This window comes from Aquimarina sp. EL_43, assembly GCF_943422735.1.
Classification (GTDB): Bacteria; Bacteroidota; Bacteroidia; order Flavobacteriales; family Flavobacteriaceae; genus Aquimarina; species Aquimarina megaterium.
In genome coordinates this window covers 2,729,705-2,743,329 of sequence record NZ_CALSBR010000001.1, presented here as the reverse complement: position 1 = coordinate 2,743,329, position 13,625 = coordinate 2,729,705, and the positions used below count along the sequence as shown (strand labels likewise).

11 protein-coding genes are annotated in these 13,625 nt (G+C 31.0%); 3 read left to right on the top strand and 8 right to left on the bottom strand.

Features of this window, described 5'->3' with window-relative positions; translation table 11 throughout:
- The first annotated feature begins 217 nt into the window (after positions 1 to 217).
- A complete protein-coding gene (locus tag NNL09_RS11580) occupies positions 218 to 1,360 on the top strand; it encodes a formylglycine-generating enzyme family protein (RefSeq protein WP_196910736.1) in 1,143 nt (380 codons plus the stop codon).
- Between the two features lie 160 nt (positions 1,361 to 1,520).
- Here NNL09_RS11580 and NNL09_RS11575 read toward each other — a convergent pair whose 3' ends face one another.
- Together NNL09_RS11575 and NNL09_RS11570 are read right to left on the bottom strand one after the other, a co-directional pair.
- Positions 1,521 to 2,858, bottom strand: coding sequence for a hypothetical protein (locus NNL09_RS11575; RefSeq protein WP_196910735.1), 1,338 nt, complete (start codon positions 2,856 to 2,858; stop codon positions 1,521 to 1,523).
- A 15-nt stretch (positions 2,859 to 2,873) separates the two neighbouring features.
- Positions 2,874 to 3,314 carry a DUF6438 domain-containing protein gene (locus NNL09_RS11570; protein WP_025665189.1) on the bottom strand — a complete coding sequence of 147 codons (441 nt, stop codon included), beginning with the start codon at positions 3,312 to 3,314 and terminating at the stop codon, positions 2,874 to 2,876.
- 123 nt (positions 3,315 to 3,437) lie between these two features.
- Between NNL09_RS11570 and NNL09_RS11565 the strand changes: the two genes are divergently transcribed.
- Positions 3,438 to 4,742: a sensor histidine kinase KdpD gene (locus tag NNL09_RS11565; protein WP_196910734.1), complete on the top strand. Its 1,305-nt coding sequence runs from the start codon at positions 3,438 to 3,440 to the stop codon at positions 4,740 to 4,742.
- Positions 4,732 to 5,406 (top strand): response regulator transcription factor, encoded by a 675-nt coding sequence (locus NNL09_RS11560; protein ID WP_025665191.1) that lies wholly within the window; start codon positions 4,732 to 4,734, stop codon positions 5,404 to 5,406. The genes NNL09_RS11565 and NNL09_RS11560 overlap by 11 nt, the downstream gene beginning before the upstream one ends.
- Before the next feature lie 370 nt (positions 5,407 to 5,776).
- Here the strand turns inward: NNL09_RS11560 and NNL09_RS11555 are convergent, their stop codons facing one another.
- The 6 genes from NNL09_RS11555 to NNL09_RS11530 form a co-directional block, all read right to left on the bottom strand.
- Positions 5,777 to 7,165: an aspartate aminotransferase family protein gene (locus NNL09_RS11555; protein ID WP_196910733.1), complete on the bottom strand. Its 1,389-nt coding sequence runs from the start codon at positions 7,163 to 7,165 to the stop codon at positions 5,777 to 5,779.
- Between the two features lie 260 nt (positions 7,166 to 7,425).
- Complete coding sequence (locus NNL09_RS11550) at positions 7,426 to 7,947, bottom strand: UpxY family transcription antiterminator (RefSeq protein ID WP_025665193.1); 522 nt, start codon at positions 7,945 to 7,947, stop codon at positions 7,426 to 7,428.
- A 623-nt stretch (positions 7,948 to 8,570) separates the two neighbouring features.
- A complete protein-coding gene (locus NNL09_RS11545) occupies positions 8,571 to 9,908 on the bottom strand; it encodes an aspartate kinase (RefSeq protein ID WP_196910732.1) in 1,338 nt (445 codons plus the stop codon).
- 192 nt (positions 9,909 to 10,100) lie between these two features.
- Positions 10,101 to 10,859, bottom strand: coding sequence for a thioesterase II family protein (locus NNL09_RS11540; RefSeq protein WP_196910731.1), 759 nt, complete (start codon positions 10,857 to 10,859; stop codon positions 10,101 to 10,103).
- A 176-nt stretch (positions 10,860 to 11,035) separates the two neighbouring features.
- Entirely contained in the window at positions 11,036 to 12,664 is a 1,629-nt protein-coding gene (locus NNL09_RS11535; RefSeq protein ID WP_196910730.1) for an MBL fold metallo-hydrolase, read from the bottom strand.
- A gap of 17 nt (positions 12,665 to 12,681) precedes the next feature.
- Positions 12,682 to 13,596 (bottom strand): cupin-like domain-containing protein, encoded by a 915-nt coding sequence (locus NNL09_RS11530; RefSeq protein ID WP_025665197.1) that lies wholly within the window; start codon positions 13,594 to 13,596, stop codon positions 12,682 to 12,684.
- Between the last annotated feature and the right edge of the window lie 29 nt (positions 13,597 to 13,625).

Genomic DNA, 13,625 nt, shown 5'->3' with positions numbered 1-13,625 from the left:
AAATATTTTAAGTAACTCCCTAAGAATTAGACACTAAAATATAATTATGCTTTTCAAAAAATAAAAAAACAGCCTAATTAAAAGACTAATCTTCGATTAAAAGCAGCTTTTATCGTTTTGTAGAGTATCCTAAAAACTTTATCTTTTTATGATCTAAAAAAGATTACATTTGAATCACCAGCTTAAAACAACTTAGATATAAAAACACAATTACTACATGAACAGGGATACATACTGCAAAAGATATAGAAAAGAGTTCCTACTATTACTTATCTTTTTTGCAATAATTACAAGTTGTAAAAAAGAACAAGAGCTTAAAAAAGTTGAAAAAACCTCAACTAAACAGCAGACACAAATTATTAAAGATGTACCAAAAGGAATCGCAATCCCAGAAGGAATGGTTTGGATTCCTGGAGGAAGTTTCAATCAAGGGGCTGTAAAAAATGATCATATGATCATGAAACATGAGACTCCTGCCCATCCTGTTTCTGTAGATGGTTTTTTTATGGATATAACAGAAGTTACAAATGCACAATTTAAAAAATTTGTTGATGCTACAAACTATATAACAATGGCAGAGCGAGAGATTGTTTGGGAAGAAATGAAAAAGCAATTACCTCCCAATGCTCCTAAACCTCATGATTCTATATTGCAACCTGGTTCGCTTATTTTTAAAAAAACAAAAAATAGTGTTGCTAATCTTTTTGACTATTCTCAATGGTGGTTATGGAAGATTGGAGCCAGCTGGAAACATCCTTTGGGTCCAGAAAGTTCTATTGAAGGAAAAGACGAATATCCTGTTGTACATATTGCTTATGAAGATGCTGTGGCGTATTGTGAATGGGCAGGAAGAAGATTACCTACCGAGGCCGAGTGGGAATATGCTTCTCGAGGGAAAGAAAAAAATACTATTTTTTTCTGGGGAAATGACATCAAGGATTTAAGTAGTCATGCCAATACATGGGAAGGAGAGTTTCCACTACAAAACACCAAAGTAGATGGTTATGAAAATAAGGCTCCTGTTCGTTCCTATCCTCCTAATTCATATAACCTATATGATATGGCAGGAAACGTTTGGGAGTGGACACAAGATTGGTACAATACAACGTATTACAATCAATTAAAACAACAAGGATTAACTCATAATCCTAAAGGTGCTGTAAAACCATATAATCCTAATAATCCTGCTTTGCAGGAAAAAGTAATAAAAGGCGGTTCTTTTTTATGCAGTGATTCTTATTGTGCCAGTTATCGCAATAGTGCACGAATGGCCACTAGTATGGACTCTTCGCTTGAGCATCTAGGCTTTAGAACGGTTTTAAGTATTGATATGATTAATACTTCAAAAAATACAGAATAAAGATATTGGTATATAAAAAGTAGAGACTCAAAATTTTATGAAGAAAAAGTTTTTCATATTATCAACAAGTTCTATATCTAAGTGATAAAAAAACCAGCAAAACTGTATAAACTATTTTGCTGGTTTTTTTACAATTGGTTGTGGCTAAAAGGGTTTTAATTTATTCTTTTTCTAAGGCTTTTAATATTGCTTTATGGTTTAAGCAAGAAATAGGTTTCCCGTTTTTATCTACTTGTTTAGCTAAAATGTCTTGTTGACCTGGATCAGAATACCCTAATTTATAAATAGTTTTAATTTTCGATTTTAAATCATCAAGTTCACTTTTTCCTTTAATAAAGTTTAATTTCTGTAACGCTCCTGAGCTTGCATTTGTAGAAACAGGAATCGTCGTTTCTTGTGTTACATAATGCGCAAAGGATTCTGCTATATCTTCTTCCAAATTAGTCTTAGCATATCCTGTAACATGAGTTGGTTCGTTTGTAGGAGGTGTGACATAAAAATCGGTGTTAAACAAATTAACATAGGAGTTGGGTTTTGAACATCCTTCAGAGTTTCTATAATGATTACAGGCATCTCCTTCCTTCATAAAAGTTATTTGTTTATCAAAATTTAATGTAATGATATGGCCTAACTCATGTGTGAAGATATTTCCATATATACCATTATCATTAAATGGGATAGTCCCTCCTTCTTGTGTAGTTACATCTACATATGCAAAACCTATGTTCATTCCCATAAGCCATTCATCCACACCTTTTTCGCCAGTTGTATTATACACATACCCTCCTAAACCACTACTGGGGTCAGCCAGAATTGTGAATTTAACAACTTTTACACTCGGTGACAATAATTTAAATGCTTTTAGAGCGTCCTCTACTGGTCTTTTATATTTCTCATCTATAACTTCTTTCTCTAGGCTAGAACTAATTTGATTTTGAATGGCTGTTACGGTATACCCAGTATATCCATCTGCAATAGCAAATTCCATAAGCATTCCCTTTTCATCAGGATTTTTATTGACCTCGTTATCTACTACAGAAACTTTAATTTCGCTTAACTCATTTGTCAGGGATAAATCGGCATCTGCTATTGGAGTTAATGTTAATTTAAATTCTTCTTTAGTCTCGGGTAAATCATCGTCTATTGTAGGTATTCTAATTTTTAAATTTGAAGTTCTGCTTTTAAACTTTACCTGATTAGTATTTGTTTCTTTTTGCCAGGTTTTTCCATCGGTACTATATTCTAATTCTTTTTTATAATCCTCGTCATTAATATATGCGATTACTCCTTCTGTAGAAAAATCGGCTTTAAGGATTAAATCTTTAGATAACTCATCGCTTAGAGATAAATTAATGTATAAGTATTTTCCTTCTAATGCACCAATAATGGTATTTTCAATTTTTAAAGTAGATTTTAAATTCATAAAATCATCATCATCCTTATTACATCCAATAGCAAATACAGTGATAAAGATTGTTACTATAAATAGTTTTTTCATTTTTAATTAATTTAATTATAACAAATTGTTTTTCTTTAGTATTTCATCTAATAATTCGACAAACTTTATAAGCTCGATGGGTACAGATTGATTTCGCTTAAAAGAAACCGAGTTATTACTATTTTTTATAACAGTTTGAGGTAAATCATATATTCGTTGGTCATACGAGTTTTTCAACTTTGAGAGATCAATAGTTTTATATACTTGTTTAAGTTCTTGAAACTCTTTTTTAGAAAGTAATACTTTGCTTCTACCAGTATGTTTGGTGTTTTTTACACCTTCAAAATCAACTTCTCCACTTTTTAAAATGATAATTTTATATACAGGACATTTTCCTTTACAAGCTTCTTTAGAAACAGATACAGGAAAAGGTAATACAGACTGTACAGAAGTGCACGAATTTGTTAGCATTATAAGTAACAATCCATAAATCATCATTTGATTTTTTCTACCCATGAGACCATTCAATTTTTGTTAAAACTATCCACAAACAACTATTTAACAGGTTAATAGATGTAAAGATTTGTAAAGATTTGTAAAGGGATAAATTGAAGCCTTTTATTTTAGTAATTTTACGATATGGGTAAAAACAAGTCTTTAACTTTCATTATTTTTCTGTTGATAGTTTCTATTTTGGTTGCTGTTTTTTTTCAAATAAATTTTGTAAAAAACACTTATCATAATAAACAGATTGATATGGAGAATGACTTCTTAGAAGCATTAGATAATTCATTATATGAGTTTAAGGATACTGTTATTCAAAATGATGAACAGTTCAAAGCTTTAGAAGAAGAATTGACTTTTAACATAATAAAAGGTGCACATACTATTCCTGACGACAATATTGATTTAGAAAAAGACATTGCGCTATTGAAAAAAGAAATAGTTCCATCTCTTCTATTTAACAATGAGGATATAGAAAAAATAAAATCTATTTTTAAAAGAAATATTAAAAACAAAAAACTTGCATCTAATTATAATCTTAATTATTTCTCTTCAATAAGTTATACGAAATATAAACAGATATATAAGCAAGCAGATATTATAGTAGGATCTAATTTTGGTGTATTTAATATTTCTTTTAAAAATAAAAAATCTTACCTTTTTTCAGGAATCATATATGTAATACTCTCTTCTCTGGTATTTATTTTCACCATTATTTTAAGCGGAATATTATTAATAAAAAAATACTTGAATGAAAAAAAACTTACTGCATATAAAAATGAATTTATCAATAATTTAACCCATGAATTACAAACCCCTATAACAGTATCAAGTCTTGCTTTAGAGAAATTGAAAATTGAATTAAAAGGTAATTCTGGACTCGATAAATATATTAGCATTGCACAGCATGAAAATGATAAAATGGGGAAATTATCTAAACGTATTTTAAAACTAGCAGAGCTTAAGACAACTATTTTTAAAAAAGACAGAATTGATGTTAGCAAATCTATAACACAACTAATAAATAGATACGAGTTAATGTTAAACGAAACAGATACCCTTCTAACAGATTTTAATCATCTGGATATTAAATTATGTTCCGATAAAGAACAATTCACCGATTTATTAGACAATCTAATAAGTAATGCAATTAAATATTCTAAATCTCCTAGAGTTATTATAATCAAAACAACTGTAAAAAATAGAAAATTATGGTTAAGTGTTAAAGATAATGGAACTGGAATTCCTAAAGAGTTTAGGGATAAAATTTTCATTCCATTTTTTAAAGTCCCTTCTGAAGATATCCATGAAATAAAAAGTCATGGACTAGGGTTAAGTTATGTAGCCGAAATTGTAAAATGTGTAAATGGGACTATATCTTTATCTAGTGAAATAAATAAAGGAACAGAATTTAACATTGTATTGCCTTATGAAGATTAAATTATTGATGGTCGAAGATGAGCAAACTCTATCAGAACTTTTAACAGAGTTTTTGCAGGCAGAAGGTTACACAGTATATTGTGCATCGGATGGAGAAGAAGGATTACATTTATTTAATAACATAAGTCCAGATATTTGCATATTTGATGTTATGATGCCTCGTTTAAGCGGATTTTCTTTATTAGAAAAAATTAGAGCTATTGATGTTAAGACTCCTATTTTAATGCTTACCGCTAAAGCTCTTAAAGAAGATATTATAAATGGTTTAAATTTAGGAGCAGATGATTACCTAGTAAAACCGTTTAATTTTCAAGAATTAAGTTTACGAATAAAAAATATTCTAAAAAGAACAGTACATCAAAATAATCAAAACATATATAATCTTGGTAAATATAAATTCAATCATAACTCTCAAGTTTTAGAATTTAAATCCAAAAAGCAGGTAATAACAACTATGGAAGCCAATATATTAAATTTGTTGTGTGCTCATAAAAATGAAACTGTAGAGCGAAAATACATTCTACAGAATTTATGGAACAATGATGACTTTTATAATTTTAGAAGTATAGATGTGTTTGTTTCTAAATTAAGAACATATTTAAGAGAAGATGATACTATCAAAATTATTAGTGTAAGAGGCAAAGGATACAAACTGATCGTTTAAAAAAACTGAGTATTAGGTTACAAAAACACTACTCGGTTAGGTTTCTTAAAGGGTAAACGTAAAGTAACTACTTATATTTATTTGTACTTATGACTCCTGTGTTTACTTCTATCAAAGGATCTTTAATCTATATTGAATCCATCAACTTCGATTTCTCTCTTTTTAAATAAAACAATGAACCTGGCAATTTTGGTTTTTTTTTAAGTGATTTATACTCTGGATTCACCGTATGTTCTCCCAAATACCCAACATCAATTTTAACCCTTCTTCATTTTCTGGATATTGACCTTTATCATCGGTTTATTTGATCCAACGATCCAAAAACCCCTGTGTATTGTATAGGTAGCATTGTTATTAGTAGTATTTGGATTTAGGCGAGAGTAGGTTCTAAATATTCTTCCATACAAACGGCTATAGCTTCTTTCATAATAACTATTGCAGCATCTACAATATTATAGGTAGTAACCAACGGAGGAACTAGTCGTAGTACATTATTATAATGCCCACCTACTTCAAAAAGCAAACCTCTTTGGAAACATTGAGGTCTGAATTTCTTTACGAATTCTGGAAAAGGCTCCTTGTTTTTTTTATCTTTTACAAATTCTACTCCAATCATCATTCCTCTCCCTCTTACCTCTCCTATAAATGGATTTTCTTTTTCTAGTTCTTGTAATTTCTCTAATAAGTATGAACCTATCAATATAGTATGCTCTTCTATATTGTTTGCTTCAATAAAATCAAAGGCTCCTCTTGCCGCAGCTATACTAACCTGATTTCCTCTAAAAGTTCCTATATGTGCGGCAGGTCCCCATGCTTCGACTTCTTTTTTATAGATTAATCCCGAAATTGGAAACCCAATTCCTCCAAAACCTTTAGAAAAAGTGATGATATCGGGTATAGCACTGGTATTCATAAATTCTAAAAAACTACCAGTTCTAAAAAAGCCAGACTGTATTTCATCAAATATTACCAGTACATCATTTTCATGCGCAACTCTTACCAGTTCCTCCAAATAGCCATCTTCTGGTACAATATTTCCTCCTTCTCCCTGAATGGGTTCTATAAGAATTGCAGCTGGTTTAGATATTCCAGAGTGACCATTTGTAAGTATGTTTTTAAAATAAGCTATACCATCTATCTCATTTTTATTATTGGATGTACTTCTGTAGGGATAGTTATAAGGTGCAAAATGAACATTTGGCATCAAGGATGTTAAATTATTTCTAAAAAACGTATCCGAAGTCACTGCCAAAGCCCCAGAAGTCATCCCGTGATACCCTCCTGTAAAAGCGATTATACCATCTCTACCTGTTTTGATTTTTGCTAACTTAATTGCCGCTTCAACAGCATCAGACCCAGTGGGTCCGCCAAAACTCACTTTAAACTCTTCTCTAATATTTTTTGGTAAGTGATTAATTATTTTTTGAATTAACAAAAGTTTATTTTCTGTGGGAAAATCTAAGGCATGAATTAATTCTGATTGTTGTTTTTTTACATATTCCAAAACAAAATCATTGCTATGCCCTACATTTAAAACACCACATCCGCTAAAAAAATCTATAAATTGGTTTCCGTCTACATCTTCAATAATACTCCCTTTAGCTCTTTTTATAGCAATAGGCATACTTCTTGGATAAGAAACCACACTACTTTCTATATCTTTTTGAAGATCTAATAAAAGTTTTGATTTTTTTCCTGGTATTGAAGATGAAACTATTTTTGATGTTTCTGATAAATGGTATTCTTTAAGTGATTTCATTTTTTAGTTTTTTGATTGTTATTTGATTTGTTTATGCTTGATGATCACACCATCTTCGATAATGAAGCTATGAAACTGTATACAATTGCCTGATAATGCAAGAACTACTACTATCAAAGCAATTTTTATAAATGTGGAAATTGAAGAATCAAAAGGGTCATTTCCTTATTCATTCATATATACTCGTTGTACATGAGATGAAGGTAAACGGACTATCATGATGTTTATACTTTTTGAGCTTTTATATCATCAAAATTTCTTTAAGCTACAACTTCAGAAATGCAGGATGATGGTACTGTTGCTACAATATTTTGTTTAATAGAATCAATGCGTACTACGACTTTATTTTCATTATCGGCTTTGATGATTTCGCAGTTTAAACCTTTTAGTGCACCTTTATCTATTCTTCTATATTCTCCCACTTTTAATAATGGTGCATAATTTTCTACTTTCATAGGTACATTCATATTTATAAGAAGTTTGATTGAGTTTATTTCATATTCCTGAACTTTGGCAAACTCCTCTCCGAAACGAATGAAAAAGCAATACGACTTTACAGACAACACTTTATGTGTATCTTTCTTTAAATTAATTTTCACAAAAATATAGGAGGGAAATAATGGCATTTCTATCTCTTTTTTTCGATCACTCCATTCTCGAACTGTTTTAACCAATGGTAAAAATGTCTCTATTTGATTTTCTTTCAATAGACTTTCTATTTTTCTTTCATGGCGTGCCTTTACATATAGCACATACCATTGATCAGGTTTACTAATACACATATTCTAAGGTTTTAAGGGTATAGGTTTATTTAATTGAGGATATAGCTTGTCATATGACTTACAATTCCTTTTTGGTAAGGTTCTTTATGAATTAAGATTATTGAAAAATAATTTTTGAAAATAGATCAATTAGGCAGAAAAATAATTTTACTTAATCAATCTTTTTACAATAAAACAATGGGGTAGTAATGTTATTTAGCTTATACGAATACGTCTTTTCCTAAAAGCCATTTCAAATGTACAAATCTTAATCAACAGGATATTTATGGCAAAACCGTATCTAAAAAAATGGAATCAACAAATATTTTTAAAATACTGATAAGCAGTAACTTAAGCGCAAAAAAACATTCTCATCACGATATTATTTAACCAACAAATAACATTTGATTAACAAGGAAATATTTTTCTAAATTGCTCATAAAAGTGTTATTTTTTTACTCTAAATTAGTCAGAAACCGGGATTACATTTAGTTCTGTATTTCTCCAATCTTTTATAAATACGAAGAACAACTTGAAAAATATAATGTTTAGAAAAAGTGATGTGATCATTAATATATTATTCAACACATGATATTACGATTCAATTTTGAATCAGAATAAAATTTTAACATATTAAACTCTAATTATACCATATCCAACTCTACATGCTTCTGAAAAAGTTTTTGATGTAATTGTTTCATTACATCAACTTTTTCTTCTGTTTTTACTAATAGAAGCACATAATTGCCTGCCGACTCAAAAGAAATCATTCTAATTGGTATAGTTCCCAATGCCTCAAAGACACGAACCCTATTTGAATCTTTCATAATAGAGTTGCCTCCAATACATATTACACTATATGGCAAATCAAAATCTATGTCAAAATCTTGTTTAAGCTGATATAAAAACTCTGATGTTTTATCTGTTTTTTCTATTACCAAAGACAATCCATTTTCTACATTATCCATCATAACAACAGGAAATTGATACGCATTACATAAGGTAAATACATTATCATATAGACTATAGTTCTGATTTTTGGATATACCTCTTATTTTTACCCATACCATATTATCCTTTACTGCAACAGATTTAATTCCTGGCGGTGATATATTATCTCCTATTTTGGTACCTATAGCAAATGGTGCAAAGGTGTTTTTTAAGTATAATGGTATTTTAAGATCTACCAAAGGTTTAACTGATTTCGGATGAAGAACTTTAGCTCCGAAACTTGCCAAAATCGAAGCTTCCTGATAAGATAGAAATGGGATCGAACTGGTATTATCTACATACCTTGGATCATTGTTATGAACTCCATCAATATCTGACCAGATTTGAACTTCTTCTACTTGCAATGCTGCACCAATTATGGTTCCTGAATAATCACTTCCTCCACGTCCCAAATTACTAACTCTTCCTTGTGCATCTTTACAAATAAATCCTTGTGTAATAAATAATTTTTCTTCTTTATGAGTTTGTAAAATATCGTTTAGACATTTACGTATTGCATTAATATCCGGACTTCCTGACACATCGGTATACATAAAGTTCTGAGCCATTAAAAGTGTATTATTGACACCTGTAGATGTTAGATACCCAGAAAAAATACGTGTTGACAAAACCTCTCCGAATGTTATGATTTGATTTTGTAATTCTATAGAGAAAGTTTTGTCTATAAAAGAAGATAACTCCTTTACTATAGTGCTTATACTTTCTTTTAATACCTTTGAAGCTTTAGCATCTATTCTTAATATATCAACTGTATTTTCATGATGCTCTTGTAATTGCAATACTATTTCTTTACAACTATCTTTCTGGTTATCTTTTATCGCCTCTACCAATTTTACCAGCATGTTAGTAACTCCTGCCATTGCTGAACAAACTACTATTTTTGAGTCATTAATATTCAGTATAATATCTCTTACCTGCTCAAGACATGCTGCAGAGCCTAATGAGGTTCCGCCAAACTTTAAAACTTTCATGTGTTTATATTATTGTTTTAGAAGTCATACTTCGACTTGGCTTAGTACAAGTATGGAAGTCGCCAAAAATCATTCTGATGTATATCAGAACTTTTGTTATGACTCGTTTCATTCGTTTTTAATTTCTATTGTATTAATACTGTCGAAGCTGTATTTGGTATTTCTTAAATAGCTATGTTAATACTATGAAGCTTATTTGAAAGAAGTTGTTAAGGTCGAATTGGTTCGGTAAGCTTTCATAATTTTCTGGGCAATTATTTCAGGGGATTTCAGTATAAAAAAATGATCTCCTTCAAGTAATTCGGGGCCATATAAAGATTTAGTCTCATTACCCCAGGCCATTATCTCTTCTATTGTTTGTTGATTATTCTTTTCTCCCACTTCTTCTGTACCCATACAAACATATATAGGAAAAGAAAAAGGTTGCTCCTGTGTTACATACTCATAATCTTCTATTGCCTTGAAATCCGATTTTAGTATTGGATAATAGAGATCTAAGAGGTCCTTATTCTCTAAAATTTCTGCTGGTACCCCGCCTATATCATATACTTCTTTCCAAAATAACGGTTTAGGCAGTATTGATCTTTTCTTTTTGGTCAAAACCGATGGAGCAGAACGTCCTGTAAAAAAAAGACATTTGGGTAATCTCATTTTAGCCTCAATTATTTTCTTGGTTAGTTCATATCCTAATAACGTTCCCATACTATGTCCATAAATCATATATGGCCCTTCTTTTATATGAGGTAATATTTGATCAAAAAGATCTGCAACCATTAGATGTATTGCATCTAACGACTGTTTACCGAATCTTCCACCTCTTCCTGGAAGCTCTACAGTAATCCATTCCATATCTTTTTGAATGTATTTTTCAATAGTTTTAAAACTATATTGATTGCCTCCGGCAAATGGAATAGCTATTATTTTAGGTTTGGCAATAAAAAAATGATTCATTCTTTCAATTTTTTAAAAAGGCTAATCGACTTGTTTACCGATTAGCCAATAAAAAGTGATACTTTTCTATACATGAAATAACCGAATAAAGTATGTTCTACTTCCTAATCATTTTATCAAAAGCGATTACAGGAAAGTTATAACGAAGACTTTTTTTATAATTATTACGCCTTCTTTTATACCGATTCTAAAACTTTTTTAGACTCCTCTGTCTTGTTGTATAAAATTTCTTTTTCGCCAAATAATCGCTCGGATATTATATTTCCATCCATACAGTACTGAACCAATTTATCAGATTGAATAATAGGGTTAGACTCATCTGTGTATTTGATACTACTTATGAATTCTAGCCATGGTTCCTGTCCCATTGCATAAACATATACTTCTTTTGGGCTAAATGCTTCAACAAGTGCTTTTCCTCTTTCAAAATTTGATCCTGCCAGTCTTCGTGAAAAATCCTTATCTCTATCTATCGTTTCTGTTAACAATGGTCCATATAACCAGGACAAAGGAGCTCCGTCACACTCCATTCCTAAAAATAACACATCAACATCTCCAAGCTCTGCCTGTACATGTTCATATAATTTTGCAGCCACATTACAAGAATCTGCAACAAAAAGCATTTTAAAATCCCCTACTGCAACATGGTGACATATTTTACATTGTATATTTAAATCTGAGTGTTCCCCAATAAAAGGTACACCTGTGATAGTACAGTCATTAAAATGAATGGCTTCCATTTCGTCAATTTCAATCACATTTTCAAAACCAATGGCTTGTAGCATTAGTTTTAAGCTTGGATCTTGTAAACTACCGTTTGAAGATCTGGGAACTACGATATTTTTGATTTTATGACGCAATGGGATCAACGTTTCAAATAGTATATGATCCTGATGATTATGAGTTATCAAAACATAATCAATTACTTCGGGTAGATCCATATCAGAAAAGCGCGAAACATCTTGATGATACCCATAGTAGCTTATCACGGGATCTAGCATGATAGAAATATCTTTTGTTTCTACAAGTATACTCGCATGACCAAAATAACGCATACGCACCTTATCACCTGTATATTGATCATATTCCTTGGGAGGTTCTGTTGTAAAAAAAGTATCAAATACCTCTTCCTGTTCTTTTGATATTCCTAATAGCTCTTTTATTTCACTTACAGAACCTGGTATTCGTTTCATTTGGCTTAGTTTATCCAAGCCTTTATGATCAAAAGGAATATCTAAATGCACCTGATTACTATCGGGTAATCGAGGTGTACTTAATACAAAAGGACGTTCATCATTCTCTGTGATCCATAACAAAATACTTTGCGAGTCTGGATTATAAAATTTACTCTTATACAACAGAGATTCAAAAAATCTAAAAGAAGGTTGATTATTCAAATCGTAAATTAACTCGACGTATCCTTGTAATATTTCTGGTACTTCATCGTATAGTGGTTCTAACGAAAAACCTTTGGCCTTACTTTTTAGTAATGCATCTAGTTCTTTGACAGCATCATTAAATGCGATCAAGTCTTTTTGTTTTTGTAAAGTTTCTTCTTTAAGGTTTTTGATTTCATCAACACGTTTTCCTCCATAATCAATAAAAGGTCCTCCCAGCATCTTTGGGTTTTTAACTGCTGCTGCATGTGCAGCAGGAGCCTGGATATAAGAGCTCATTATTTTTAAATGCCGCCCTACTACATTCATTGCTCCGGTAGCTGGAGAAATCAAATGACTCCAGGCATACCAATTATCAAATAAGGGTTCAATAACAACATTAGGTTTAAGATATACTTTTGTATTCATTTCTTTTATATTAAATATTAACTGATATAATTTAGGTATGACTTGTATAATGGAAATATGCTTTTTTCGGAAACTTTGAGCTTTAACCCTGCATATACCAAAGCATTGTAATACACATTTTTAAGAGGAGCTCCTTTCCATAAAGTTCCAACTCCTTTCTTTGCACTCTTGACAGTATGCCAATCTATATTAAAAGAAATTGATTGACTTAACCCATGCACTTGATGCAACATTCCCGAAGGCATATACAAAATATCTCCAGGTTCTAAAATCGCTTCTTTTATATTTAGGTCTTTGGCTTTGGGAAACTTTTTATAGTCTGGATTTTTGGGATCAAATCTGGACCATCTCCATCCTTTAATATAACACTGCTCTTTTTGAGCTCCATCAATTAGAATGAATTGCTTTCTACCCACAACCTGAAAAAACAAATTATGAGTTAAAAGTGTATCAAAATGTAATGGGGTCAGGCTTCCTGTTGCTCCCATGAAGAATTGAATATAGTTTTGCCATTTCGGCCAATACCATTCGGGCAACAATTCTTTTGGAAAAGGTAATATATCTGCCAAATACTCTGGAAACATATAAAAAAAAGGAATATCGTGTAAGTATCCCACCGGGTCAGCATCCAGTCCAAGTTTTACATTTTTTTCGTAAGCATCCAACAATTCGACATATTGACTAATCAGCATCATTTCTCGTCTACCTTCACTCACTTTACCTACTTTAATAGGAATTTTAACCCCGGTTTCTTTGGCTTTGAAATAATCTACATCCCATTCTAAAGCGTTCCAACCCGAAGTCATTCCTCTAATAACTACCGGTTGCCCTTTGTTTACAAAATCCTGGTAAAATTCTTTCCTGGTTATACCATTTCGAATAGGTATATGTTCAAGAATTTGTTTTTCCTGTATTACTTGAAATTCGTTCATTGAATTATTACTGATTTTTAAAGTTTATA

Excerpts from the sequence above, each read along its gene's own strand:
- NNL09_RS11580 (WP_196910736.1), top strand. The coding sequence starts at position 218 with ATGAACAGGGATACATACTGCAAAAGATATAGAAAAGAGTTCCTACTA.
- NNL09_RS11575 (WP_196910735.1), bottom strand. The coding sequence starts at position 2,858 with ATGAAAAAACTATTTATAGTAACAATCTTTATCACTGTATTTGCTATT.
- NNL09_RS11570 (WP_025665189.1), bottom strand. The coding sequence starts at position 3,314 with ATGGGTAGAAAAAATCAAATGATGATTTATGGATTGTTACTTATAATG.
- NNL09_RS11565 (WP_196910734.1), top strand. The coding sequence starts at position 3,438 with ATGGGTAAAAACAAGTCTTTAACTTTCATTATTTTTCTGTTGATAGTT.
- NNL09_RS11560 (WP_025665191.1), top strand. The coding sequence starts at position 4,732 with ATGAAGATTAAATTATTGATGGTCGAAGATGAGCAAACTCTATCAGAA.
- NNL09_RS11555 (WP_196910733.1), bottom strand. The coding sequence starts at position 7,165 with ATGAAATCACTTAAAGAATACCATTTATCAGAAACATCAAAAATAGTT.
- NNL09_RS11550 (WP_025665193.1), bottom strand. The coding sequence starts at position 7,947 with ATGTGTATTAGTAAACCTGATCAATGGTATGTGCTATATGTAAAGGCA.
- NNL09_RS11545 (WP_196910732.1), bottom strand. The coding sequence starts at position 9,908 with ATGAAAGTTTTAAAGTTTGGCGGAACCTCATTAGGCTCTGCAGCATGT.
- NNL09_RS11540 (WP_196910731.1), bottom strand. The coding sequence starts at position 10,859 with ATGAATCATTTTTTTATTGCCAAACCTAAAATAATAGCTATTCCATTT.
- NNL09_RS11535 (WP_196910730.1), bottom strand. The coding sequence starts at position 12,664 with ATGAATACAAAAGTATATCTTAAACCTAATGTTGTTATTGAACCCTTA.
- NNL09_RS11530 (WP_025665197.1), bottom strand. The coding sequence starts at position 13,596 with ATGAACGAATTTCAAGTAATACAGGAAAAACAAATTCTTGAACATATA.